The 25085-nt window shown below is 68.9% G+C and carries 18 protein-coding genes; 9 read left to right on the forward strand and 9 right to left on the reverse strand.

The window, feature by feature from the left end; genetic code table 11:
- Positions 1 to 6 precede the first annotated feature (6 nt).
- A complete protein-coding gene (locus tag IPI67_15255; protein MBK7581554.1) occupies positions 7 to 1104 on the reverse strand; it encodes a M48 family metalloprotease in 1098 nt (365 codons plus the stop codon).
- A gap of 180 nt (positions 1105 to 1284) precedes the next feature.
- Between IPI67_15255 and IPI67_15260 the strand changes: the two genes are divergently transcribed.
- Positions 1285 to 2460: a GNAT family N-acetyltransferase gene (locus IPI67_15260; protein MBK7581555.1), complete on the forward strand. Its 1176-nt coding sequence runs from the start codon at positions 1285 to 1287 to the stop codon at positions 2458 to 2460.
- Here the strand turns inward: IPI67_15260 and IPI67_15265 are convergent.
- Together IPI67_15265 and IPI67_15270 are read right to left on the reverse strand one after the other, a co-directional pair.
- On the reverse strand, positions 2441 to 3106 hold the full coding sequence (locus IPI67_15265; GenBank protein ID MBK7581556.1) for a hypothetical protein: 666 nt from the start codon (positions 3104 to 3106) through the stop codon (positions 2441 to 2443). The two genes, IPI67_15260 and IPI67_15265, sit on opposite strands and share 20 nt — an antisense overlap.
- A 1-nt stretch (position 3107) precedes the next feature.
- A complete protein-coding gene (locus IPI67_15270; GenBank protein MBK7581557.1) occupies positions 3108 to 4400 on the reverse strand; it encodes an HD domain-containing protein in 1293 nt (430 codons plus the stop codon).
- 204 nt (positions 4401 to 4604) lie between these two features.
- Between IPI67_15270 and IPI67_15275 the strand changes: the two genes are divergently transcribed.
- Positions 4605 to 6791 (forward strand): hypothetical protein, encoded by a 2187-nt coding sequence (locus IPI67_15275; protein MBK7581558.1) that lies wholly within the window; start codon positions 4605 to 4607, stop codon positions 6789 to 6791.
- A 4-nt stretch (positions 6792 to 6795) separates the two neighbouring features.
- Here IPI67_15275 and lysA read toward each other — a convergent pair whose 3' ends face one another.
- Positions 6796 to 8052 (reverse strand): diaminopimelate decarboxylase, encoded by a 1257-nt coding sequence (lysA, locus tag IPI67_15280; protein ID MBK7581559.1) that lies wholly within the window; start codon positions 8050 to 8052, stop codon positions 6796 to 6798.
- A 100-nt stretch (positions 8053 to 8152) separates the two neighbouring features.
- On the opposite strand from lysA, the gene pyk reads away from it, so the two are divergent.
- From pyk to IPI67_15300, 4 genes are all read left to right on the forward strand, one after another.
- Positions 8153 to 9553: a pyruvate kinase gene (gene pyk / locus IPI67_15285; GenBank protein ID MBK7581560.1), complete on the forward strand. Its 1401-nt coding sequence runs from the start codon at positions 8153 to 8155 to the stop codon at positions 9551 to 9553.
- Between the two features lies 1 nt (position 9554).
- The gene (locus IPI67_15290) at positions 9555 to 11405 is read left to right on the forward strand and encodes a serine/threonine protein kinase (protein MBK7581561.1); all 1851 of its coding nucleotides are present in this window, start codon (positions 9555 to 9557) and stop codon (positions 11403 to 11405) included.
- A 65-nt stretch (positions 11406 to 11470) separates the two neighbouring features.
- Positions 11471 to 12442, forward strand: coding sequence for a hypothetical protein (locus tag IPI67_15295; GenBank protein ID MBK7581562.1), 972 nt, complete (start codon positions 11471 to 11473; stop codon positions 12440 to 12442).
- Between the two features lie 67 nt (positions 12443 to 12509).
- Positions 12510 to 14072, forward strand: a complete 1563-nt coding sequence (locus IPI67_15300; protein MBK7581563.1) for a CehA/McbA family metallohydrolase — start codon at positions 12510 to 12512, stop codon at positions 14070 to 14072.
- 26 nt (positions 14073 to 14098) lie between these two features.
- Here IPI67_15300 and IPI67_15305 read toward each other — a convergent pair whose 3' ends face one another.
- From IPI67_15305 to IPI67_15325, 5 genes are all read right to left on the reverse strand, one after another.
- Positions 14099 to 14836: a class I SAM-dependent methyltransferase gene (locus tag IPI67_15305; protein ID MBK7581564.1), complete on the reverse strand. Its 738-nt coding sequence runs from the start codon at positions 14834 to 14836 to the stop codon at positions 14099 to 14101.
- A gap of 86 nt (positions 14837 to 14922) precedes the next feature.
- A complete protein-coding gene (locus IPI67_15310) occupies positions 14923 to 16509 on the reverse strand; it encodes a tetratricopeptide repeat protein (GenBank protein ID MBK7581565.1) in 1587 nt (528 codons plus the stop codon).
- Positions 16506 to 17825 (reverse strand): hypothetical protein, encoded by a 1320-nt coding sequence (locus IPI67_15315; protein ID MBK7581566.1) that lies wholly within the window; start codon positions 17823 to 17825, stop codon positions 16506 to 16508. The genes IPI67_15310 and IPI67_15315 overlap by 4 nt, the downstream gene beginning before the upstream one ends.
- Positions 17826 to 17885: 60 nt before the next feature.
- Positions 17886 to 18107: a hypothetical protein gene (locus tag IPI67_15320; protein MBK7581567.1), complete on the reverse strand. Its 222-nt coding sequence runs from the start codon at positions 18105 to 18107 to the stop codon at positions 17886 to 17888.
- Positions 18104 to 18442 carry a hypothetical protein gene (locus IPI67_15325; GenBank protein ID MBK7581568.1) on the reverse strand — a complete coding sequence of 113 codons (339 nt, stop codon included), beginning with the start codon at positions 18440 to 18442 and terminating at the stop codon, positions 18104 to 18106. The genes IPI67_15320 and IPI67_15325 overlap by 4 nt, the downstream gene beginning before the upstream one ends.
- A 229-nt stretch (positions 18443 to 18671) precedes the next feature.
- Between IPI67_15325 and IPI67_15330 the strand changes: the two genes are divergently transcribed.
- From IPI67_15330 to IPI67_15340, 3 genes are read left to right on the forward strand one after another with little or no spacing between them, the layout of a single operon-like run.
- On the forward strand, positions 18672 to 19856 hold the full coding sequence (locus IPI67_15330; GenBank protein MBK7581569.1) for a serine/threonine protein kinase: 1185 nt from the start codon (positions 18672 to 18674) through the stop codon (positions 19854 to 19856).
- Positions 19853 to 22816 (forward strand): hypothetical protein, encoded by a 2964-nt coding sequence (locus tag IPI67_15335; protein ID MBK7581570.1) that lies wholly within the window; start codon positions 19853 to 19855, stop codon positions 22814 to 22816. The genes IPI67_15330 and IPI67_15335 overlap by 4 nt, the downstream gene beginning before the upstream one ends.
- Before the next feature lie 4 nt (positions 22817 to 22820).
- Positions 22821 to 25085 (forward strand): cyclic nucleotide-binding domain-containing protein, encoded by a 2265-nt coding sequence (locus IPI67_15340; GenBank protein MBK7581571.1) that lies wholly within the window; start codon positions 22821 to 22823, stop codon positions 25083 to 25085.

The raw sequence follows: 25085 nt of genomic DNA on the forward strand, positions 1-25085 counted from the left end.
CCTAGCTCAGAAGGGCAAGGTCGGGATCTGCCAGCCCTGACCGCCGCCGGAGCGCCAGGCGGCTGCGGCCTGCTGGATCACCGGCGTGCGGATCTGCGGCGGAGGGTGTGAGCGCTCGAACCCGAACACGATGTCGATCGGACTCATGGCGTCCAGTCCGGCGAAGAACTGCATCGTCAGGAGCCCCCCGGCCTCGGTCCAGTTGTAGGCAGGAACGCGCTTCTTTCCCGCGGCCAGCACGTTGTTCGTGCCGGAGACGTCCGCCGCGAGCTCGTTCGGCTGATTGAAGAACGGTACGGCGCTGGTGAGCACTTGGTTTACCTCGGCGGCGGTGGCGCCGCCGCCGCTGGCAGTGCAAGGCAGGTGCCCGAGGTAGTGATGGCCGAGCTCGTGGCCGAGCACGAAGGCGATCTGTTCGTCCAAGATCTCGTGCTGTCGCTTGACCTTGCGCCCGTCTGCATCTTGTCCGGGATCGAAGAAGCCGGGTGCCGGGCGAATGATCGGGCTGCCGGGCTTCTGGTTCTTGGCAATCAGCTGGATGTACTGCGCGGTCTTGTTGGTGCCGAAGATCTCGTCGGTGGCCTTGGAGCGGGCCAAGTGCGATTCGATGTCGAGCAGGCCGTCGCTGATCGCCATCGCGCTCTTGCCGCCCTTGGTGCAGGCGGCGAAGGCGTTCACTTCTCCGACGCGGTCGTCGACGATCAGAGGGATGCCGGCGACCTTCTGGGACTTGCCCGCGTCGAGCGCACCCACAAGCTCTTGGATCACTGCTTGGGCGCGGCCGCGCAAGAAGTTCACGTCGGTCGCGTTGATCGGATCGTACGCGACCGGGGGAAGGACCGGCTGCGCGGGCTGCGCCGGTTGTCCAGGTTGCGGCGGCTGTCCCGGAGGCGGCTGATTCGGATAGCCGGGTTGCGGCTGGCCGTAGCCCGGCTGCTGGCCATATCCGGGTGGCGCCTGTCCCGGAGGATAACCGCCGTAATAACCCGGCGGCGGTTGGTTGGGGTAACGGGGCCGCGAGTTGCCGCTGTCGAGCTCACACGAGAGTGCCAAACAGCTCACACCGACGAGCAGGAGCAAGCGCAAGGAGCGAAGTTGGGCCATGGCGGGAGGATAGCAGGGGGTTGGGAGCCCGGGGCGCATGACCCCGAAGCAGCCTACGTCCGGCTGCCTTCGGTCCGCTGCCGGCGCCGCCCGCCTCGGCGGTGTTGCCGATCGCGGGCCGCCGGGGCGGCCGGGCGGCGCGGCGAGCCCCAGCATGAGGCGTTTCGGAAGGGCGGCGCTATGCTTCGCCGGATCTTGGAGCTCCGCACTCACGAATCGATACGCGACGTCGGAGAGAAGACGTGGAACGAGCTCGCGTGCGGCGCGGGGCCGATGCTCTCGTTCACCTGGCTCGAGGCGCTCGAGGCGACCGGTTGTGTGCGCCCCGAGCGCGGCTGGCTTCCGCTCCACCTGACGCTGGAGGAAAACGGACGAGTGCTCGCGGCGGCACCGGCTTACCTCAAGGGCAACAGCGAAGGGGAGTTCGTGTTCGACTACGCTTGGGCGAGCCACGCCGAGGGCCGCCTCGGCATCGACTACTACCCCAAGCTGCTCGTTGCGGTGCCATTCACCCCTGCGACGGGGCTGCGGCTCTTGACCGCGCCGGACGTCGACGAGGCCAAGCTGCTGCCAGCGTTTGCAGAAGGGCTTAGGGCACTGGCGGAGCGCATCGGAGCCTCAGGCGCTCACGTGCTGTTCCCCACCGAAGCCGAGGCCGCCGGTCTCGAGGCGGCGGGCATGGCTCGGCGGGCAGGCGTGCAGTTTCACTGGCAGAACGCCGGCTATACGAGCTTCGATGATTTCCTCGGGTCGTTCGACGCCAAGCGCCGTCACCAGCTCCGCCGCGAGCGACGCGAGAGCGCGGCGCAAGGCCTGGTGTTCGAGACGTTGCTCGGCTCGGAGCTGGACTCGGCGCGGATCGACAGCGTGTTCGAGCTCTACCTGACCACCGTCGACAAGTTCGCCTGGGGGCGGCGTTATCTGTGTCGCGAGTTTTTTCACGAAATTTGCAGCAAGATGGGCGAGCGCATCCACGTGGTCTTCGCCCGTGACGGTGCGGGCGCCGAGCCCCTGGCGATGGCCTTCAACGTGGTGGGTGACGACACACTCTATGGGCGCTACTGGGGCACCCGCGAGGAGCGAAAATTCCTCCATTTCGAGGTCTGTTATTACCGTGGCATCGAGGACGCCATCTCACGCGGTCTCCAGCGCTTCGAGCCGGGCGCTGGGGGAGAGCACAAAGTTGCGCGCGGATTTCTGCCAACCATCACCCACAGCGCTCATTGGTTGCTCGACGGGCGGCTCGATCTCGCAGTCCGCGATCATGTCGAGCGGGAGCGCGCGGCGGTGATCGAGCACGTTGCTCGGGAACGCGACTCTGCGCCGACCCCGGCGCTCAGTCGGAGAGCCCGCTGAAGAAGATGCTGTGCCAGGAGAGCACTGCGACCAGCGCGCCGTCCGCCCGTTCGCCGGCCCCCGGATTCGGCCACCTGAGCAGTGCGCGGCCCTCGAGCCAAGGTCCGCCGGCGATGCCGGCGAGCGGCACACCCAGGCCTGCGGATAGCTCGAACCCGCGCGCATCACCGAAGCTCCTGCCGGGCGGCTCCGCGTAGAACGCACCGACACCCACGGCGAGGCTGTCGATCGTCAGGTCCCAGCCGCTCGGACCTTGCTGGCGATCCTGCAACCAACGCGGGATGAAGAGCGGTCGCAGGTCGACACCGAAGGAAATGCTGCGGGCTAGCTCGCGCTCGCGACCCAATGCGTCGGCATAACTCGCGTAGACCCCGAGGGAAGAGAAGTAGTGCAACGAGAGGCGGGCTGCACCGGCGGTGCCATCGCGCATCGCGTCGACGCCGAGCCCGGCCCCGAGGTCGAGATCGCCGTCGAGGCGGCCGTACACCCCATCGCCGGAGCGTGCCGTACCGGGTGTGTCGACCTCGCCCTTCAGCGTCGACGTCGTTCGTTCACCCGGCTCCCAGTGGGAGTCGGCTGCCTGCGTCGTGGCGGGTCCGCCGAGCGCGACGGACGCAATCACGAAGCTCACCCCGCCCGGACGCATCTCACGACTCCACGGCGCTGCTGATGGCGTCCCGCAGCTCCTCGGCGAAGATCAGTCGGACTCGCAGCATGCGTTGCCCCCGAAGTCGCCCGAGCAAGTAGGAGACGTCGCCGGGACGACGCGGCGCGCCGGTGGGAAAAATCACGGAGAGGGAGCCGTCCGTGTCGTCGAACGGCAGATCCGACGCACAGTCGAGGCCGACGTAGATCTCCGGGTCGAACCCGGCTTTCTGCGCGACCTCCCGCGCGCGGTCGAGCAGCTCGCGCCGCGCCTCCGGCTCCGCGTCACTGCCGTACAGCTCGTAGGTCTTGAACAGCCGGCGCGTGACCAGACGGGTGCAGAGATCGGAGAGGACCTTGTCCTTCGAAGTCTGCCAGCTCGCGAGCGACGTCCAGAGCACTGCGTCATCCAGTGCAAGGTACTCTCTCAGATCGGCGTCGCCGTCGCGGGAGAGGCTGGCGATGGCGGGGGGCACGGCCGGCAGACGTGTGCCGTCCACCAGCAGCTGGCGCACACGACCCAGGATGCGCGCGAGCAGCCACTCACTCGCGCGGCAGGTCTTGTGGAAGTAGACCTGCTGAAACATGAAGAGGCGCGCCAAGATGAAGGACTCGATGGCCGGGAGCCCCTTGGCGCCGTCGATGGCCAGCGGCGGAGCCTGGCCCTCACGGGTCGAGACGCCCAACCTCAAGCTGCGCAGCAGCCAGTCGAGATCGAACGAGCCGTAGCCGACGCCGGTGAAATAGGCGTCGCGCAACAGGTAGTCACAGCGGTCGACGTCGAAGGTGCCGCTGACCGCCCGCGCCAGGAAGGTGAGCTCGTGGCGTCCATGCACGAGCTCGGCGACGCGTTGGGGCAGGGTCGCGTCATGGCGCACGAGGATGCGATGCACGTCAGTGTCCGGGTCCAAGATGATGCGCTCGGTCCAGGTCTCGTGGCGCGGACCTTCGGGGAGCGCCTCCTCGAACAGATGCGAAAACGGTCCGTGCCCGACGTCGTGCAAGAGCGCGGCAGCCAGCGCGTCGCGCGCCCGCTCACTGGTGACCCGCTGCCAGAACGGCAGCTCGTCATGCACCTGACGCATGCGCCGGATGAAGCGCGTCATGACGAAGGCGGCGCCGATGGCGTGGGAAAACCGTGTGTGGTCGGCGCCGGGATACGCGAGGGCTGCGAGGCCGAGCTGCCGAATGCGGCGCAACCGTTGCACTTCGCCGGCCTCGAGCAGCGCGGACACAATGTCCTCTTCGTCTGTCTCGAATTCGACCAGTCCGTGTACCGGGTCTCGGAGAATCACGCTCGCCTCCACCGGGGCAGTGCCCTGGGTCCCCTCATTAACCCGGCCCGGTCGCGAAGTGGACGCAGTGTGGCCACGGGGCGTCTTCCCGCGAGCCGGAGCGGCGTTCACCTGGGTTCCCGTGGCAACGGCTGGACAAGCGGCCTGAATCCAGGTTTCCTGGGAGAACCGCGAAAGTCTGACCTTCGCGTCGGAGACCCGAGGATGAAGCACCGGGATTCAGAGAGCGGCTCGCGGGCGCAATTCGCGCTCCGGGTCGCGGACGTGCTCCGGCAGCTGCCGGACCGCGAGATCGAGTCGCTAATCGAGCGGCTCGAGATCGGCGTGGATCCGGCCAAGCGCATCGATGTTCCCTCCCAGGTGGCGCGCGCGCTGGTGTGTTTGCCCGAGGTGCGCGACCCCGCGAACTACCTGCCCGGCCCGACGGCAGAGCTGTTCTTTCGCATCGCCGAGGCCAAGGGTGTGCTGGTGCTCGAGTCGCTGCCGCCCGCCGTGGCGCCGCTCGTCCACCGAGGGATCGTCTTTGCGCGAGGCGGATCGCACGGCGGTGTGGAGCTCGTGCTGCCCATCGCCTACATGGTTCAGGTCAAGAGCTGGGAGGGCGATGACCCGCGGGGTGCACGTGCGCTCTTGTCCCAGGCGTCGCCCGAGGTCGCGAGCAGCATCGCGTCTCACTATCTGGGGCGACCCGCCACGCCGCCTCTGGCGCTGTCCCTCGAAGCAGCCTGGGAAATCATGAACGACCCACAGGCGCTGGCCAAAGAGGTCGAGGCGCTGGCCCCGCTCGAGCGCAAGCTGCTGCGAGCCGTCGAGAAAGTCGGCGGTGAGGTCGACACCGAAGAGCTGCTCGATCTGGAGCGCGAGCCCATGCGGCTTCGCGGAGCAACCGGAGCGACGCCGTCGCGGCGGGGCGTCGGCTTCGCCCTCGAGCGACGCGGCTTCCTGATCCCGGTCTATCCCAATCGCCACTTGATCCCGTCCGAGGTGGCCGCGGTGGTGGGTGCCCAACGCAGGGCCGAGCGGGACGCCCAGCGGCGTGAAATCTTGAGCTTCGTGCTGGCGGAAGATCACGCGCCCCGCCGTGCGCGATTCGCCGAAGATCCCGTGCCGCTCGCCCTGGCGATGGCCTTGGCCGTGCGGGACCCATCGATCGACGTGCGACCTGGGGTTGGCACACCGCGCTCGCTGGTGTCGAAGCTAGCCACGCGCTTCGGCAAGCCCCCGGACGCGGTCGCGTTGATCGCGGCGCTCAGCCGCGCAATGGGCCTCTGGGATTCGTCGGTGAGCAGTGTGCTGTCGCCGCCGGGGGCCAGTCGGGTCGGGGATCTCGGGCGACTGCTGTTCGAGACCTGGCTGCGCGGTGGAGCGTGGGACGAGGCGCGGCCGGATGGCGAAGTGCTGCGCGTCACGAGCGAGGCGCGGGAGGCGAGCGCCGTTGGCGTGCTCCGGCGCATGGTGCTCGACGCGCTACGCGAGCTCGGCGATGGACGCTGGGTGCCGTGGGAGGCCGTGGCGGCCTTCGTGCGCGCCGACTCGCGCACGCCGGGTCTGCTGCGCTTGCTGGAGCGCTGGGCGCAGCGGGCCGGGCTCGAAGGGTCCACGCCGGCGGAGATTGCTCGGCGCATCGCCTGTGAGACCTTGCACGCGCTCGGCGTCGTCGACCTTGGTGATCCATCCGACGACAGCGAGCAGCCGACGCTGCGCATCACACCGCGGGGCCGCGCTTACATCACGGGCACAGCCCTGCCGAACCCCGAGGCTCAGCGCGAGGGGGGCCGCTTCTTGGACGGGCAGGTCCTGCGCATTGGGCCGGCGGATAAGATCGGAAACGTCGTTGCACTCTCGGCCTTCGTCGAGATCGGCTCGGTCACGGCGCACCTCGACGTGAGTGTCACCCAGCAGGCGCTCTCGGCGGCACTCGCCGCAGGGTTCGAGAGCGACAACCTCAAGGCACGGCTCGAGGCGCTGTCGCAGCTACCGGACCCGATCGAGCGCATGCTGACCCAGGCGTCGGCCATCCTGGGGCGCGCCGAGTTCGTGCAGACCCAAGGGTTCTTGTGGGTGGAGGACAACGAAATCCGCGAGCTCTTGCGGACCCGACGTCAGACCGCGGATCTGTTCGTCGACCCGTCACCCCCGTCCGGTTTGCTCCTGAACCCTGGCGCGGACATCGAGCGCGTGGCGCGCCGTTGCCGCGCCCTCGGCGTCGAGGTCGTGGTCGACGGCGAGGTCTATCGAACCCGGAGTCTGACGCCGCCGCCGCGCAACTCGAGCGCCGCCCGGCGCTACGACCGCACGGAGCCGCCGCCGCGAGACGCCAGCCGCAAACACACCGGCACGCGCCGGCGATCGTCGACCCAGACGCCGGCCGTATACAAACGCAAACCCTGAAGCCTCAGGCCTCGAGCCGTCGTTTCACCCAATCGTCCATGCCGCGCGAGCGGGCGACGTGCGCAACCCGCCCTTCGGCCACGAAGACCTCACTGGGGAGCGCGCGACCGTTGTACTCACTGGCCATGGTGAAGCCGTAGGCGCCGGCGTCCCGCACTACCACTTGTTTCGGCAGCGTCGCGCCCAGCGCGTGCAGACCGAAGTCGTCCGCGCTCTCACACACCGGCCCCACGACTTGCCACTCGGGAGCGGACGGCGCCGCCTCGACGGGCTCGATGCGATGGCGGGCGCCGTACAGCGCGGGACGCAGCAGATCGTTCATGCCTGCATCGATCATGCACCAGCGTCGTGCGCCGCTCTGCTTGCCCTGAACGACCCGGGCCACGAGCACCCCGAAGGGAGCGACCACCGCGCGGCCGGGCTCGACCACGAGCGCAAGCTCCGCGAGGCCCTCGTCGCTCAAGAGCCCGAGGGCCGCCCGCACGAAGCTCGCCGGGGCGTCCGCCGGCGCGTCGCCGTAGTCGATGCCAAAACCGCCACCGAAATCCAGAAAATCCAGGGAGCGCCCCGCACCTCTCAGCTCGCGGGCGAGCTTGCAGACGACCCGGGCGCTGTCGAGATAGGGGCGAGGTGTGGCCAGCATGGAGCCCACGTGGGTCGAGAGCCCCGCCAGCGTGATGCAGTCGCCGGCGCTCGCGAGCTGCGACAGCGCTGCGGGAAGATCTCGAACGACAATGCCGAACTTCGCCTCGTCGTGCCCCGTCGCGATGTGCGCGTGGGAGTCGATCTCGACGTCCGGATTGACCCGCAAGCTGACGCGCGCAGTCTTTCCGAGCGCTGTCGCCCGAGCCTTCACCCGCGCGACCTCCTCGACGCTCTCGAGCTGAATTGCACGAATGCCCTCGGCGATCGCCAGCTCGAGCTCGTGATCCTGCTTCGCGACGCCGCTCATCACGATTCGGTCCGGCGCGATCCCCGCGCCGAGCGCCACCCGCAGCTCGCCGCCGCTCACCACGTCCGCGCCACCGCCGGCGCTCTCTACCGCGCGCAGAATGCTGCCCGCGGTGTTTGCTTTCACGGCGTACGCCACCAACCCCCGCGCCTCGCCGAACGCTCCCACGAGCTCGGAGGTGACCCGGGTGATGCCGCTCAGGTCGTAGAAATAAGCGGGAGTGTCGACCCGAGCTTCACGGCAGAGCTCGGTGAGCGCCGTTCCGCCCAGGGTCGCCGCACCGTGTGCATCTCGCTGAAAGCCCGACATGCGGGGCTTATAGCGTTTTTTTGCGGCTCCCACCCCTCCGAACCCCGCGCCCGGTCGGCCGTTGACCCGGCGCCGGCACGCTGTGGCACCATGGGCTCGGATGAGCCCGAGGCGCGCCAAGATCGTGTGTACCCTCGGGCCAGCCGTCGGGTCCGCCGAGCGCGTCCGCGAGCTGGTCGCGGCGGGCATGGACGTTGCGCGGCTGAATTTCTCTCACGGAACCCACGAGTCGCATCGGGAGCTGTACGACATCGTGCGGGCCGAGAGTCTTCGCGCCGGGCGCCCCGTGGCCATCCTGCAAGATCTCTGCGGCCCCAAGATCCGAACCGGCTCGATCATGCCGCCGCCGCTCGAGGTGGGACAGACCATCGACCTCGTGTCCTGGGCTCGGGGTGACACGACGACCATCGGCGTCGAGTACGAGGGGCTGCACGAGGACGTGCGTGTTGGCGACCGCATCTTGCTCGGCGACGGGCACGTGGAGCTCGAGGTCGCGGCAGTGGCGGGCGAGCGGGTCACGGCCCGGGTCGAACATGGCGGGAGCCTGCGGGCGAAGATGGGGGTGAACCTGCCGTCGGACCGGGTGCGGGTCTCCGCGCTCACCGACAAAGATCGCGATGACCTCAGATTTGGTCTCGGGTTGGGTGTGGACTACGTGGCGCTCTCGTTCGTGCGCTCGGCTGCCGACGTCGAGGAGCTGCGAGCGCTGTGTGTGAAGGAGGGTAGGCCGACTCCGATCGTGGCGAAGGTCGAGACCCCGGCGGCCGTCGAGCACATCGATGCGGTGGTCGCGGCGGCCGATGCGGTGATGGTCGCGCGGGGTGATCTCGGAGTCGAGCTGCCTCCGGAGCGCGTGCCCGTCGTCCAGCGGCAGCTGATCGCCGCATGTCGCGCCCAGCGCAAACCGGTGATCGTTGCGACCGAGATGCTTCAGTCGATGGTCGACTCACCGCGGCCCACACGGGCCGAGGCCAGCGACGTTGCCGGGGCGGTGTTCGGTGGGGCAGACGCCGTGATGCTCTCGGGCGAGACCGCGACCGGCAAATATCCCATCCGCGCCTGCCAGATGATGGATCGCATCATCCGCGAGGCGGAGGCGAGCGCGTACTTCGAGCCCATTCCGTCGGAGTGTGGCAGCGACACCGCCGAGGCCATCGCCCACGCTGCCTGCAGCATCGCGAGCGAGGTCGGGGCCAAGCTGATCGTGGCCTTGACCCAGAGCGGCGGCACAGCGCGACTCGTCTCCAAGGCCCGGCCCAGGGTGCCCATCCTGGCGCTTTCGCCCGAGCCCGAGACGCTGCGCAGACTTGCGCTATTCTGGGGCGTGTCGCCCCTGCCGCTGGATGTCGTCACCGATCTCGAGGTGCTGGCCAGACGCATCCGCGAGCTGCTCGTCAGCGATGGCATGGTCGTTCCGGGGGATCGCTTCGTGATCGTCTACGGCGCGCCGGTCGGGGGCCGCGGCTCCACCAACGCACTACGGGTGGAGGCCGTCACCTGACATGCCCCTCGTCGCCGAAGAGCTGCCGCGCCTCGCGAAGTACGAAGTCGAGGAGGAGATTGGCCACGGCGGCATGGCGACGGTGTACCGCGCCAAGGACCGACGCCTCGGTCGAGACGTCGCGATCAAGGTCATTCACAAACACCTGCGCGAGAACCTCGAGGTCGCCGCGCGCTTCGTCGCCGAAGCCCGAGCGGTGGCCAAGCTCAAACACCCGAACATCGTCGAGGTCTACGACGTCTCGGACGAGGACGACAGCGAGCGTTACCTGGTCGTCGAGCTCGTGCCTGGCACCACGCTGCGCAAGCTCTTGAGCGAGCGTGGCCACATGCCGGCGGAGGTGGCCGCCGCCGTCGGCATCGAGATCGGTGGCGCGCTGCACCACGCTCACGATCAAGGGGTCATCCACCGGGACGTGAAGCCCGAGAACGTGCTCGTGGATTTCTCCGACCGCGCGCCGAGCAAGCGCAGCGCTTCGCAGGAGCGCCCCCTGGACGCCGAAGCAGGTCGGGTGAAAATTACCGATTTTGGCATCGCCAAGCTGCTCGACGCCCAAGGGGTCACCAGCACCGGACAGGTGCTCGGTTCTCCGGCGCACATGGCCCCGGAGCAGATCGAGGGCGGAGACGTGACGGCGCGGGCCGACGTGTTCGGCATGGGGGTGATGCTCTACGAGTGCATGGTGGGTCGCCTGCCGTTCGACGGGAAGAACCCGGCCCAGGTGCTGCGCAAGGTCCTCGACGGCACATTCACGCCGCCGGAGCGGGCGCGTCCCAGCGTCGGCGCAGGATTCAGTCGCATCGTCGAGCGTGCATTGGCACGCGAGCCCGAGGCTCGCTACGCGAGCTGCGCCGAGCTGTGCGACGCGCTTCGCCAAGAGCTACTCTCCCTCGGGTTCGAGAACCCCCGGCGCGAGCTGGCCGAGTATCTGACGTCGCCCGAGAGTTATGCCGCGGACTACGAGCGGCGTGTGGTGCGCAAGCTGGTGGAGCTCGGAAAACGAGCGCGCGCGGAGCGTCAGGCGCCCATCGCCGCGGCGCACTTCAACCGGGCACTGGCGTTTCGCCCGGACGACGCCGAGCTCCTGAAGCAGGTTGCAGGGCTCGCGCAGAGTGAGCGCCGTCGGCGCCTCGGTTCGCGCGCTGCGGCGGTGCTCGGCATGAGCTTGGTCCTCGGGGGCATGGCCTATGGCGTGGCGCGCCGCGCACGTCAGCCGACCTTGACCATCAACCCGGATGTCCCGATCGAGCGCCGTGGTGTGGTCGAACGCATCATCGAAGCACAGCGGACCTTGCCGCCCGTGACGAGCAGTATCGAGCCTGCTCCGAGCGCGCGGGCTGCCAATTCAAAACACGGTGTGCCGCTGCCGGCCCCGAGCGCTGCACTTGGTCAGCCGCGCAAGGTGAAGATCATCGTCGCGGGTGCCGGGAGCAGCATCGTGCACCTCGACGGCACGCCCTACACGGACTGGTTCGGGCGCATCTTCGAGCTCAGCGTCGGTTCGCACACCATCGAGGTGGTCCCACCGAACAGCGAGTGCTGCGTGAACCAGGGACGCAGGCCGTTCGAGGTGCTGCCTGGCGACGGAGTGCAGACGGTCCAGGGTGCTGCGCCCTTCAAGGATGCCACGCTCTCACTCAGTGGACCCGGGGGCACTGAGGCGACGTGCGGCCGCCTTTTCCCCGGCAAGCTCCTGGCGGGCAGCTCGCGTCGGATCAAGATCCCGGGGCCCCAACCGCTTGTGACCGCCGAGTGCACCATCTCGGGTCCCCCCGTCGGATCGGCCCCGAAAGTGGTGCCGGTCGTGCTCAACCCGTCGAAAAACCTGCAGCTGACCTGGCAAGGTGGTTGACTCGCTCTCTGCTGCGGTAAAACCTCGGGTTCCGGCGCGTCCCGCATAGCGATGCCGCGGCCCCGATGCCCCCGGCCCGACCCCAGCACCTCTTGGCTCTCTTCTCCGCGCTCTCCTGCGTGGCGGCGGGTGCCGGTGCACAGCCGAACCCGAAGCCGGTGACGGGTCTGAGTGACGACGCGGAGCTTGCCCGGGTCATCACCCTCTACGACGGCGGCAAGTACCTGGAGTGCGCGAAGGAGTTCGCGCAGCTGCTCGAGAGCGAGCCGCGCAAGATCGAAGACCCCGACGTGCTCGAGCGGGCGCGGATCTATTACGCCGCGTGCCTGATCGGAAATTCGCAGATCCCGCTGGCCGAGGAGCAGATGCGCAAGGCCATCCGGCAGAATCCGCAGATGCGCGCGCCCGACAGCCTGGTCTTTCCGGCGCCGGTCATCGACCGATTCTTCAAGGTCCGCGACTCGATGCTGGACGAGATCAAACGCTCCGAGGCGGAGCAGCTGGCAAAAAAACGCGCCGCCGCCGCCGCTGCTGCTCAGCGTGCGGCCGACGAAAAACGCCGCGTCGAGCGGCTCGAGGAGCTGGCCGGTCGCGAGGTACTGGTTACCCGGAACAGTCGCTGGGCGGCCGCGGTCCCGTTCGGGGCCGGCCAGTTTCAGAACCGCGATCCCCTGCTCGGGTACATCTTTCTCGGCACGGAAGCCGTATTGGCGGCCACCGTGCTCACCACGATGGTGCTGGAGCTGCAGCTCAACGCTCGGGCGGACGACGATCCGCCGCCGGATCCCGCAGATCTGAACCCGAAGCTGGCGAACGCCCAGCGCGTGCTCGTGATCTCCAGCTGGAGCTTCGTGGGTGTGGCGGCGCTCGGGGTGCTACAGGCCCAGCTCGCGTATGTTCCGGAGTTTCGTGACGTCGTCAAGAAGCCGCTCGCGCCGGATTTGAGGCGTCCGGCGGAGGCCGAGGGAATGTCGCTTCGCCCCGTGTTGTTACCGTCCCCAGGCGGGGCCGAGCTCAACATCGTGGGAAGATTCTGATGCGAGAGTCAGGCGGACCCTGCCGAGACGCGGCGACGGGGCCGCCGAGCATCCGGGACCTTGCCCGATGAGCTCGCGCTGGCAGAGGGGGTCGGCGTACGTCGTGCCCGGGCTCGCAGTGGTCCTGGCGACCGTCGCCAGCGTACACGGCTGCGGCCGAGGATCGCCCGGGGCCGGCCGGACCGAAGCGGGCGGTGACTCCGGGACGCCTGCGCCCCAGCTCCCGCTGCGCGAGCCGGAGCCGAGCCCGATGGGCAATGTCAGCTTCGACGTGCGCGACGCCGGCGGGGTGAACACTCCGTGCAAGCTGACCTTCATCGGCCGCGATGGGACCCGGGACCCCCAGCTCTCACGAGAGCTGCCGAGTCTGCCCATCGACGGCGGGATTGCGGCCAACCAACGGGTCTTCTCTCTGACCGGACACGGTTCACTCTCAGTGCCCGACGGCCACTACGAGGTCTACGTGAGCCATGGGCCCGAGTGGACCCTGCACGTCGAGCCGATCGAGGTCGGCCCCGCGCCGGTCTCGCTCGCGGTCAAGCTCGAGCATGTGGTCCGGACCGACGGCTGGTTCAGCGCAGATTTGCACGTACACGCGGCGCCCTCGTGGGACTCGAACGTGCCGGTTGGCGCGCGGGTGCACGAGTTCGTCGCCGAGGGTGTCGACGTGCTGGTCGCCACCGACCACAACGTGGTGACCGACTATCGCCCGGAGATCGCTCGCTCGAGCGCGGGGCGGTCACTCGGGACGGTCGCGGGCACCGAGATATCGACCGTCGACTCCGGCCACTTCGGCGCCTTCCCGGTTGCGGACGACAAGGGCTGGTGGTTCCTGCGCGGTGTCCGCATGAAGGGTCTCACCCCTGTGGGCCTCTTGGCCGCCGTGCGCCGTCATGCCCCCGGCGCGCTGCTGACCGTGAACCATCCGCGGCTCGGCAAGATGGGTTACTTCAACACGGGCGGCTTCGATCCCGGGTCTGCGCGCTTCACGGTACCCAAGGCGTCGCTGCAGTTCGACGCGCTCGAGGTGATGAACGGCGCCAAAGCCGGTGACCTCGAGCGAGTGGACAAGGTCTGCGTGGATTGGTTCTCGCTGCTCAGAAACGGTCATCGCGTCACCGCGGTGGGCAACTCCGACACCCATGACCTGGCCCGCAGCTTTGCCGGATATCCTCGGAACTACGTACAGCTCGGCGACAGCGGGGCAGACGTCGACGGCGAACGCCTGGCGGCTGCTCTCCGGGAGGGTCGCTCTTACTTCACCTCGGGCCCGGTGCTCGACGTGGACATTGACGGCAAAACTTTCGGTGAGACCGTGCGTGCCAAGGACGGCGTGGTGAAGCTTGCGGTGCGGGTGCGAGCAGCCCCCTGGATCTCGGTGTCTCGGGTCCGGGTGTTCGTGAATGGGCTGCTCCAAGCGGAGCGGAACGTGGCTGTCAGCCGCGAGCCGGAGCGCTTCTCGGAGCACATCGAGCTGGAGCTCACCGAGGACGCATTCGTCGTGGTTCGGGTCGAAGGCGACCAGCCCCTGCCGCCGGTGGTGGGTGGACTGCACGGCCAGCGCCTCAACCCCATTGCCATGACCAACCCCATCTACGTCGACTTCGACGGCGACGGGCGCTACCGCTGACTCAGCTTTCGCCCCTTCGGGCGGGCTCAGCGCTTGCGGATGGCGGCGACCCAGAAGCCGCCGAAGAACTTGAGCGGTGTGTCGCAGAGCGCGCGCTCCGCGGCCCGAAAGAAACGCCGGCCGAGCGGGTGGCGCATCACGCCCGCGGTGGGTGTGGCGATGCGCACGCCGCGGGAATCGATGATCTCGGTGCCCGGTGGCAACAAGCGTGCGACGGCGAGGGGGGAGTCGAAGCGGGTGTAGACGTGACCCTCGTGCGCTTGGTCCGCGATGCGCCCCGGCGGCGTGAGCTTCTTGGCCAGCCCGCGCAGGCTGAACGGATTGTAGAACTCCGCGATCATGACGCCGCCAGGACGTGTGACACGGGCCATCTCCGAGAGCGCGACGCGGATCTGGGGCACATGGGCCAGCACCTTGAACGAACAGGTCACGTCGAAGCTCTCGTGGGGGAACGGCAGATCGGTCGCCGAGCCCAGCACCACGTCGAGCTTGCGCGCCTTGGCCTTTTCCAGCATGCCGGGCGAGAGATCGACACCCTTCGCCGAGCGGGCAAAGCCGGCGATGCGCGTGAGCACCAGGCCGGTACCGCAGCCGACCTCGAGCACGTCGCGACCTTCGGCATACCGGCGCACGAACTCTGCCTCGAGCTCGTCCAACAGCTCGTGATATCCGCCCGGGTCGTTGTCTCCGCGGGCGGATTCGTAGCCTTCACTGAACGCGTCGTAATACGCGCGATTGGAGTCGTGGCTGCCGCTGGCGTCCATTTCGGGGGCAGAAGGTGTCAACGAACCCGCCGGCGGGCAAGTGATCTCGGCGCGTGCGAGCCAAAGGCTGGCTGCTTCGACGGAGATCAGGGACGTTGGCCCGCCGCCGCGGACCGCGCTTCCTCGGGAAAGCGTCGGACCAGCTCGTCGTAGACCCGCCGTGCTTGCTCCGTCTGGCCGAGGCGCGCGAGCACACGCACCAGGTTCGCCAGCAGCTTGGGGTCGTCCGGGTAACGGAGCCTGCCGGCGGTGAGCACGGCTCGGGCTCCGGCCAGATCTCCGCTGTCGACCCGGAGCTTGGCCAGGTTGTTCGTCGCGCGGCGGCCCACTTCGTCGCTGCCGGCGCTGCGGGCAAGAGCGAGCTCGTACGAGCGCATCGCGCCGACCGGATCCCCGGCGGCCTCTTTTTCACTCGCGAGCTGATACGGCGCGATCGGCGACAGCACGGTCTTTGCGGTCGCGTCTGCAAACGCCCGCGAGCTCGAGGCGAACAGGTACGCGCGCTCTGCGGTCGTCGCGCCAAGGGCGAACAGGGTCAGCGGCGCGAGCGCGAAGCTGGGCTCTCTCACGCGCTCGAACAGCGCACCCGCCAAGAGCGCCGGCCCCAGGAGCGAGAGAAACAGATAGCGGTCCGCCATCTGATTTTGCAACGGGAAGACCACTTGGCTGACGGGGAGCAGCGGGACGAAAAAGAGCAGCCAGGCGCTGAGCCAGAGCGGCTTTCCGAGGCGCGCCCGCAGCGCGCCAGCACCGAGCCAGACGAGCGGGAGCGCGAGCCCGAACGCGCCCGTTACACCCAAGCTCGTGCGGATGGGCACGTCCTGCACCAAGCTGAGCGCGGGCGGCCACAGCACCGATGTGAGATAGCGAACGACCACCGGCGCCATGCTGAGCGCCTGTACGAGCCGGCTCCCGCCCGCCGGCGCGACGGTCATGCCGACGCGATCGCCGACGACGGTGTGTGCCAGCAAAGCCCCGAACGCGACCGCCGCACCGAGAGAGTACAAGCGACCGTCGAGTCGGCGGCGCGACAGCAGATCCAGCGCCAGACACAGGCCCAAGGCGCTGATGGTCATCGACTTGGACAGGTGAGCGAGGCCCAAGCAGAGCGGAACCAGCCAAACTCTCCGGGCCGACTGACCGGCGTGGACCATGAGGGCGGCGCCGACGAACAGCAGGCCGAGCACGTCCTTGCGTCCCGACAACCAGGCCACGCTCTCGACGTGCAGCGGGTGGAGCGCAAAGACCCACGCGCTCACCTCGGCCCAGGCGAAAGAGCGTGTGCTGCGGTGAAACGCGGAGCGAAAACACAGCACCGCGGCGAGGTAGAGGGCGAGCCCCGTGGCGCGCAGCAGACGCGGGTCGAGACCGAAGAAGCGCGCCTCGAGCCAGAGCTCGGTGTCGCGGACGGGCAGCCACTCGGCGCCCAGCTCGAGCCGTGTCTCGCGGGAGAAATCCGTCCAGATGCGCGGCAGCGCGTCAGGGCTCGCCGAGCGGAGCACGGGGTTGTCGCGGATCAGCCAGGGATCGTCCCACGTGAGAAATCCGCCGCCGAGCGACGGCAGGTAGGCGAGCACGACGGCGAGCCCCAGGAGGTACGGCGCGAGCGAGCGTATGCGCACCGGGATGCGTACCCCGCTGCCATCAACGTCGCAGCGTGCAGCACTGCTCATTCCGGGCTTCCATACACGAGCGGTGAGTACCAGCGCAGCGCAACACGAGTCGGGGTCTCGCCGGTCGCCGCCGCTTCATTCAACAGATCGCGTGTGCCATCGCCGGCTGCGCGCTCGATCTCGGTGCGGACTGCGGCGAAGCTCGAGAGGTCACGCTTTCGATACACCTCGTAGCCGGTGAGGATCCCGCCCATGGTGTAGGTCCAGTCCGGCTGAAACAAGATCCCGCGGGCGGCCAGCAACTCGGCTAGCTCGAGCTCCCCCTCGCTGGTTGCGGCGGCGAGCTGGTTGTTGGCCGCGCCGTACACCATGCTGGTGCGGAGTCTGCCGATGCTCTCGGCGCTGAGCACACCCCCGAGTGCGCAGGGCGCGAACACGTCGCACTCACAACCGACGATGGAATCGGCTTGCACTGCCTCCAACGCGGGGACACTCTCGCGGCACAGGGCCACACGAGCGGCATCGACGTCCGCCGCGATCACGTGGGCACCTTGGCGCGCGAGCTCGACCGCGAGCTGTAGGCCGACAGAACCCAGGCCCTGGATGGCGACCCTGCGCCCAGCCAGGCTCTTGATGCCGAAACGATGCTCGGCGGCGCGCCCCAGCGCGGCGAGCACTCCGGTGGCGGTGGGACCGCCCGCCTGACCCAGCGGGCTCGACGAGCCGCACAGCACGTGCGGCGAGTGCTGGGCGAAAGCGTCCAGCAGCTCCGGAGCCAAGCCCACGTCGGGCCCCGTCATCAGCTGGCCAGCATCGATGCTGTACGCAATGAAGCCGACGTGTTCGAGGGAGTCCGGGCCGAAGTGCGGAGCGACGAGGGTGCTCTTGCTGCCACCGAAGGGCATGCCGGCCGCGGCGCACTTGAAGCTCATGGCGCGGGACAGGTTCAAACCGTCGGCGAGCACCTCGGCCTCCGGCGCGGTCTCCGCGTGGCGCCGCATGCCGCCCGCTCTCAGGGCGTGAAAGCCGTTTTGCCTGCCGAGCGCCGAAGAGTGGATGAAGTGGCAGACCTCGACACCGAGCTTGGCGTGGCGTCGCATCACGAACGACTCGTGGCGGCCCTGGCGCATGCCGCGCTCCAGGCCCTCGAGCGCGGATAGCTCCCCTCGGGATCGTAGGAGCTCACGGGCCTCGCTGTCGCCCAGCGCGCGCGGCTCCCTGCACACGAGCTGGTCAGAGGACCAACGCCTGCCGTAGGCCGAGAAATCCTGGTCCGGATCCCAGTCCCGCGAGAGGGTGCAGAGCAGCTCCTCCCCGCTGCGTTGCAGCGAGAGGGTGGTAAGCCCCGCTTCGAGCAGCACTTTGGACAGGCTCATGGTGTGGGCCCAAGGCTTGCGAAGTGCAGATCCGGCGTCAACTGCCGACGTCGGTTGCGATCAATTCGGTAGGCACACACTCGTGGAGATGGTCGAGCCGAGCTTGGGCTTCAGAGTGCAGTCCGAGTTCGCGGGGCACTCACTCTGGTTGGACGCTGAGGTGCAGCGTCGAGCGCAGGCCGCGCCGCCGAGCGCCGGGTCGTTCACGCAGGCGGTGACCGGAAACCCCGGCCGAAGCTCAGCAGAAAAAGCCCGGGACCACCAGATCGCCGGAGCGTTCACAGTGACTTCGCGAGCGCGGCGATCCGACCGCGGAGCCAGGCGTGGGGCGGCGACGTGTGAGTGCGGTCGTGCCAGACCTGACCCACCTTGCCGCCCGGCAGGGGCAGCGGGGGTGGCAGGAGCTTGAGGGGAAACAACCTGGAGAACGGCTCGGCCACGCGCCGATCGAGGGCCGCCACCAGATCCGTGGACGCAACGACCGCCGGCGCCATCAAGAAGTGCGGTAGGCGCAGCACGACCTCGCGCACGAGGCCCAGCTTGGCGAGGGCGACATCGACGACTGGTGGAGTCCTCGTTGGTGACGAGGTCCAGATCGAGATCGAGGCGGAGCTCACTCAGCGAAGAGGCTGAGCCGGGCGAAAACACTGCCGGTCGGCGGGGCCGGCAGCGGGCCAAGGGAGGCCCCGAAGAAGACCTCAAAAGCTGGAATCTACAAGAGTTTATCGCCCAGGCTGCAAGCTCTTCCCGTCTCGCCGCGTTCGGCTTTCAGCCCCGGGCGCTAGGCTCGGTGGTCGCGCGGCAGCACGAACGGACCCGTCGCGCGTATGAAGGCGGGACAAGACGATGGAGCGGATTGGCGAATACCTCGTCCGGAGGCTCGTGGGCGAAGGCGGCATGGGCAAGGTGTACGAGGCAGAGGAGCGCCTCAGCCACCGTCGGGTCGCGCTGAAGGTGCTCCGCCCCGAGCTGGCCAAGAGCGAGGAGGGCCGGCGCCTGTTCCTGAACGAGATGACCATTCTGGCGCACCTCGACCACGCCAACGTGGTGCGCTGCCTGGCCTGCACCGAGGTGGACGAGCAGCTCGTGATGGCGCTCGAGTTTCTCGAGGGCAAGACCCTGCGCGACTACCTGAACGAACACGGCGCGCTGCCTTGGGAAGAAGCCGTACACATCGCGGTGGAAATCGCGTCGGCCCTGGCCGCAGCGCACCGCCAAGATCCGCCGATTGTGCACCGCGATCTGAAACCCGAGAACGTCATGATTCTGGATGACGGCGGGGTCAAGGTGATGGACTTCGGCATCGCCAAGGTGCTGCAGGCGCTCAGCCGCACCACGACCCACAGCGTGGGCACGCTGCAGTACATGAGCCCCGAACAGATCGATGCCACGGGCGTCGACGCGCGCAGTGACCTGTACTGTCTGGGGCTGGTGCTGTACGAGCTGCTCTCGGGCAAACCGCCGTTCGAGTCGCCCTCGCCGCGGGAGCTGTTGAACATGCAGTGCACCCAGGCGCCGCCGCCGCTCGGTGACGGGGTCCGCGGCGCGCTGCCCAAGGGCATCGAGCGCCTGTTGTTCGAGCTGCTCGAGAAACGCCCCGACGATCGTCCGGGCTCCGCGGCGGACGTGTTGCACGAGCTCGAACCGTTCGCTCCTGCGAGCGGCGGCGCGCGCCGCCGCAGCCGGACCGACCAACCGACCGCGTCGAGCGAGGTCTCGGCCAAGTCCGCTGGGTCCAACGCCAACGGCGACAAACCCGCGACGGGCGCCAAGGGCTCGTCCGAGAAGGCTTCAGGGGCCGACAAAGCCGCGGCCGCGCCCGAGAAGAAAGCTCGCGCCGACACCATTGCGCTGGTCGAGAAGGCTGCGGCGCCGCGGGACATTCCGGCGCGCACCGGACTCATCATCGTCGTCCTGCTCAGCCTGATCGCCGGCATCCTGACGTACATGGTGCGGGGCGCCGAGAGCGGGACCGAGCCCGGTGACAAACCCGCGCTGACCGCCTCGCCTGGGTTCGAGGAAAGACGGTGAAGCGAGCACCGCCGGCGCTCGAGACCGGCGAAGCCCTCGGCGCGGTGGGTCGAGCCCGGCGCTTCGCGCTCGGTGAAGCGGCCGAGCTCTGGCGTTTGCCGGAGAACGATCGCAGAGTGGCCGAGCGACTGCTCCGGCTGGGAGGTGAGGGCATCGGGCGTTTCTTCGACGCGGGGGAGGATGATGATGGCATCTGGCTCGCGCGCCATCAGGGTGGCGAGACCCTGTCGACCTGGCTGAAGCGCGATCACACCGCCGACGAGGTCGTTCGCACGCTGCTCAGGCTGGCCAAGATCCTCTGCGCGGCCGAGGACGAGAGCCTGTTTCCAGGACCGCTCTCGCCGAAGCTCGTGCGCTTCGAGGGCGAGCGGCTCGAGCTCGTCGCGGACCCCCTGGTGCACGCTTTGGTCGGGGTCTCGGCCTCAGCCGGCCACGTGGCGGAGAGCGCCTCGCCGCGCTTCATCGCGCCGGAGCAAGCGGACGGCGCACCCTGGGACAACACGGCCAACCGCTACGTGTTCGGTCTGATCCTCTACCGCGCGCTCGCGGGGGAACATGCGTTTGCCGGTCAAGGACTGCGGCGCAGTCTCGAAGAGGCGGCACATCGCGCGCCGCCGCCGATCGCGGACGAGCGGGCGGCGAAGTTGCCGCCGGGCCTGCAGAGCTTCTGTCTGAGCATGCTGGATCCGAAGCCTCGGGAACGCCCGCGCTCGGCCCGGGAGATTGCCGAGCGGCTGGAGCGTCTCTCCGAGGTTGCGCCCTCGCCGGGCGAGCGCTCCCCCGAGCCGAAACAGCGCGAGTCACGCGAGCCTGCGCCGCCGACGGTCGCGCCGGAGACACCCGCGCGCGCGCCGCCGGCTCTGGCCAAGCGTCGTTCCTGGATGGCCCTTCTGCCCATCGCGGCGGGTGTCGTGATCGCGCTCTTGGCGATGCTCGGCATCGGAACAAAACCTGAAGCAGCTCGAGAGCGGCTACGCCGCGAGCCGCTCCGGAGCGGTGACACGCTGGCCCGGGACTGCGCCGCCTGTCACCCGCGTCAGACTGGTGAGTGGCACCGATCGGTGATGTCCCACGCCAGCAAGAGCCCGCTCTACCAGGCGCTCGAGATCTTGATCGAAGAGCAGGTGGGTCGGGACTTCGACTGCCCGAACGGGGCAGGGATCTTGCGCGGCGCAGACGGCAGCGCCTGCCGAGATCGCAGCTCGGGCCTGCCCGTGACCGGCTCCGGCGGGGAGCTCTGGTGTGTGAACTGCCACGCACCCGCCTACAACCTGGAGCCCAACCTGCCGGCGTGGGACGGCCGGAGCAGTGATGCCCGCTCGCGTCTGCCGTTGATCGACCTCTTGACGGAGCGCGCGATGGAGGGGGTGTCCTGTGGTTTCTGCCATCAGGTCCACGGTCCCGTTCAGCCAGCCCGCGGCGGTTATCAAGGCAATCCGTTCTGGACGAGCACCCGCACGGTCGCGCGCTTCGAGATGCGCCCCGAGGACAGCCGCGGACTCTTCGGCATTGCCAACAGCGGCTACGAGCTCGATCCGGCCGAGCTCTTCCCCCGCTCCGTTGCTCCCGAGGAGCGTGTCGCCGGCGGCGCCCACGCGCGGCCCACCCAGGCCGCAACGGCGTACCTCAAGAGCAGCCAGTTCTGCGGCAGCTGTCACGACGTGCGCCTGTTCGGCAGCGACGTGATCGGCGTACGCAAGGGGGAGCACTTCAAGCGTCTGCGCAACGCGTTCAGTGAGTGGCAGGACTACGCCGACCGGGAGGCGCGAGCCGGGCGCAAGGCAGCGAGCTGTCAGGACTGCCACATGTCGACCTTCCCGGGAGTGTGTGAGACCGAGGTCGGTGGGCTCGGCGGTCGTGGCTGTCCACCGGGCACGCGGTTCTCGAAGCGCGAGCCCGGCTCCCGGCCCAGCGCGCGCTGGGCCGGCTCGTCGGGGACCGCGGAGAAGAGCTCGCCGCACTACTTCAGCGGTGTGGATCTGCCGCTCGCCCAGGAGTTCTCCAAAGATCTGCTCGACGAACCCTCCGTCGACGTGTTCGGCATTCCGCTCGGCGCCAAGCAGCGGCGTCAGATGCTGCTCGCCGAGAGTGTGAGGCTCACGCTCGAGGACGGCGGCGTGCGTGGGAATCTTCTGAGCCTACCGGTGGTCGTCGAGAACGTGGGAGGTGGGCACCGCGTGCCCGCGGGTTTCAGTCAGGAACGCGAGCTGTGGGTTCACCTCCGGATCACCGATGCGCGGGGTCGGCTGGTCTACGAGGTCGGTCGCATCGAACGCGACGACGAAGATCTGCGCGACAAGCTGTTCCTGCGCGTGAACACCGAGGACAACTTCCGCGACGGCCAGGGCCGCCCGCTCGGTGTGTTTGGCGCCGACGTCGCCGATGGTCCTGACGTGCCTCGCTGGAACCCGAACCCGGCTCGCGGTGGCACACGTTTCAGCGGGCGGGGGCTGATCAACTTTCAGAACGGCTTCCTGCGCTGTGTGGTCTGCATCGGCATCATCGACGGCTCCGGCCGCTGTCAGCCCGCTCCGGGCCAAGAGCGCGCGCGGGCCGAGCGTTTCGCCGACGGCAACTACGATCCGGACACCGGGGAGTGCGGCAGCAACCTGTTCGGTGACGAGGCCTTGTTCGAGACCTACTTTCCCATCGGTGGGCTCGACGCCACCCGCGGCGCGACGCGTGGCCCCGACGCCATCATCGACACGCGGTCGCTGCCGCCGAAGCTGCCTGTCACCTATGTGTACGAGCTGCCGATCGGGGGTTTTGCGCCGCCTTTCGCGGTGGAAGCGCGGCTCTTGTTCCGCGCGTTCCCGCCGTTCTTGCTCCGAGCGTTCATCGACTACGAACGCCGCCAGGCTCGTACGGGGCGCCGCCCGTCCGGTCCACTCATCGACGAACAGGCCATCCTTCGCAACAGCATCGTCGAGCTTGGGCGAGTGAGCGCGGTGGTGCGGTGAGTGCATGAGCGAGTGGTCGAGCGCGGTCTTCGATGCTCCGACGCTGCGGGCGCTCGATGAGCGTGGCCGCGCAGAGGTCATGCGGGCGGGCCGTTGGCGCAGGCTCGAAGACGGGGAGGTGTTGTATCAAGCGGGCGGCGTGAGTGATGCCGTGTTCGTGATGGCGGCGGGCGCGGTTCGGCTCACCGCAATCCGGCGCGGCGACGAGCACGAGACGGAGATCCGGCGCGCGCGCCCGGGTGACGTCTTGGGGCAGGAGGCCGCACTGCCTGGTGCGGCGCGCGGGGCCACCGCCACAGCCGTGGAACCGAGCGAGCTGTGTGAGATCCCGATGAACGTGCTCACCCGCGCTCTGACCAAGAGCGGTGGCAGTGAGGTGATGGAGCGCGAGGGGCGCGCGCTTCGGCGCTCGGCGTCCCGGGATCTCCTGAGCACGCTGGCGTTTGCACGGGAGCTCGGGCCGGAGGACCTCGCGCTGCTCCTGGACGGCGTACGTTGGCTCGCGCTGCCGCGGCGCGCGCGCCTGTTCGGCCTGGGCGATCCAGCCGATTTTGCCTACCTGGTCGTGACCGGGCTGCTGCAGCTGCAGACCGAGGAGGACGGGCGCGTGCAGGTGCGCGCCTACGTCTCCCGCGGAGACCTGTTCGGCGACGAAGAGGCGCTCGCCGGCGAACGCCGCGCGGTGCACGCGGTGGCCCAGGGTGACTGTCAGCTGCTCGCCGTGCCGCGCGCGCTCTTGCGCTCGCTGGTCGACCGCAACCCGGGTGTGCTCGAGCGCATCCGGCGACTCCGGGCCGATCGCGAGGCGCGTCAGCGCGGCGTTGCGGATCGGATGGTCAAGTCCACCCAGCACGTGTTTCACGACCTGTATCGCCTGCAGATGGCGCGCTCCCTCTTGGCCATCGATCAGGATGCCTGCGTGCGTTGCGGGCACTGCGCGTGGTCCTGCGCCGATGCTCACGATGGCGTGTCGCGCCTGGTTCGCCGCGGCGACAAGATCGTCACGGAGCTGGCCGTGGTGTCGACGCAAGCCAAGAGCTTGATGCTGCCGAGCTCGTGCCAGCATTGCCACAATCCGGTCTGCATGATCGACTGCCCAACCGGGGCGATCGGTCGTGATCCCGAGGGCGACGTGTTCATCCGCGAGGAGCTGTGCACGGGCTGCGGGGCCTGCGCCAAGGCCTGCCCCTGGGACAACATCCGGATGGCGCCGCGCACCGCGGAGGGGCCCGCGGAGGTCGCGGTCAAATGTGATCTGTGCAAGGGCTTCGACGCGCCGGCTTGTGTGAGCGCCTGCCCGACGGACGCGATCGTGCGGCTCGATCCGCAGCGAGATTTCCGCGAGCTCGGCGCGCTGTTTGGCGCGCCGACCGACCAGAAGCTTGCCGTGGAACCCCGGGCACTCAGCCGATTCTTGCCCGGTGTGGGCCTTGCGCTGGCGCTCGGACTGGTCCCCGCGGGCGCGCTGCTGCACGCGCGGGGGGTGTCGCCGGGGCGCGGCCTGCCCTGGCTCTTCGGGCTCGTCGCCGCGCTCGCTTGTGCGGCGCTGGCGGGGTACGCGATCCCGAAACGCTTGGCCAGACACTGGCGGCGCACGCGCCGTGCGCCGACCAAGGCGGAGCGATTGCTGGGTGAGGCGACCGGCCCGGAGCTGCCGCGTTCTCAGCTGTCGCCGCACTACAGACTGCACGTCGGCCTGGGGTTGGCCAGCCTGGGAGCGGTGGCGCTGCACGCGGGTCCGCGCATTGGCAGCGGGGTCGCGGGCGCGCTGTCGTGTGCGTTCTGGCTGACCGCGCTGATCGGCGCCGCGAGCGCCCTCGCTTATCGTGTGATCCCGCGGCGCTTGTCGCGGCTCGAGCACAAGGGAGCGCTGCCCGAAGATCTCGCGCTGGAGCGCGACCTGCTCTTCGACCGCCTGCATCGCGCAAGCAGCGGAACGAGCGAGCTCATCAAGACGATCACGGCGCGCCTGTTGGTGCCCTACGCGCGGGCGCCGCTCGGCCCGGTGCGACTGGTGGTCTCGGGGCTCAGCCTGGGAGAAGAGAGGAGGGCGCTGCGGGCGCAAATCGAGGCCGTGCTCGCGGGGCGAGGCTCCGACCGCCTCGACGGGCTGGATGATCTGGTGCGCATCGTCGTCGAGTTGCGCGCGTTGCCGGCGCGACGGGCGCTGACGTTCGGGCTCCGGGGGCTCGTCCCGGCACACCTGTTGCTGACGGGAGTCGTCCTGGTGTTGTTGCTGCTGCACGCCGTGCAGATGACGAGGTTCTGA

The organism is Myxococcales bacterium (assembly GCA_016706225.1).
Taxonomy (GTDB): Bacteria; Myxococcota_A; Polyangia; order Polyangiales; family Polyangiaceae; genus JADJKB01.

Bases quoted from the DNA above. Each gene is read 5' to 3' on its own strand.
- IPI67_15255 (MBK7581554.1), bottom strand. From the start codon at position 1,104: ATGGCCCAACTTCGCTCCTTGCGCTTGCTCCTGCTCGTCGGTGTGAGC.
- IPI67_15260 (MBK7581555.1), top strand. From the start codon at position 1,285: ATGCTTCGCCGGATCTTGGAGCTCCGCACTCACGAATCGATACGCGAC.
- IPI67_15265 (MBK7581556.1), bottom strand. From the start codon at position 3,106: ATGCGTCCGGGCGGGGTGAGCTTCGTGATTGCGTCCGTCGCGCTCGGC.
- IPI67_15275 (MBK7581558.1), top strand. From the start codon at position 4,605: ATGAAGCACCGGGATTCAGAGAGCGGCTCGCGGGCGCAATTCGCGCTC.
- lysA (MBK7581559.1), bottom strand. From the start codon at position 8,052: ATGTCGGGCTTTCAGCGAGATGCACACGGTGCGGCGACCCTGGGCGGA.
- pyk (MBK7581560.1), top strand. From the start codon at position 8,153: ATGAGCCCGAGGCGCGCCAAGATCGTGTGTACCCTCGGGCCAGCCGTC.
- IPI67_15290 (MBK7581561.1), top strand. From the start codon at position 9,555: ATGCCCCTCGTCGCCGAAGAGCTGCCGCGCCTCGCGAAGTACGAAGTC.
- IPI67_15295 (MBK7581562.1), top strand. From the start codon at position 11,471: ATGCCCCCGGCCCGACCCCAGCACCTCTTGGCTCTCTTCTCCGCGCTC.
- IPI67_15300 (MBK7581563.1), top strand. From the start codon at position 12,510: ATGAGCTCGCGCTGGCAGAGGGGGTCGGCGTACGTCGTGCCCGGGCTC.
- IPI67_15305 (MBK7581564.1), bottom strand. From the start codon at position 14,836: ATGGACGCCAGCGGCAGCCACGACTCCAATCGCGCGTATTACGACGCG.
- IPI67_15310 (MBK7581565.1), bottom strand. From the start codon at position 16,509: ATGAGCAGTGCTGCACGCTGCGACGTTGATGGCAGCGGGGTACGCATC.
- IPI67_15315 (MBK7581566.1), bottom strand. From the start codon at position 17,825: ATGAGCCTGTCCAAAGTGCTGCTCGAAGCGGGGCTTACCACCCTCTCG.
- IPI67_15330 (MBK7581569.1), top strand. From the start codon at position 18,672: ATGGAGCGGATTGGCGAATACCTCGTCCGGAGGCTCGTGGGCGAAGGC.
- IPI67_15340 (MBK7581571.1), top strand. From the start codon at position 22,821: ATGAGCGAGTGGTCGAGCGCGGTCTTCGATGCTCCGACGCTGCGGGCG.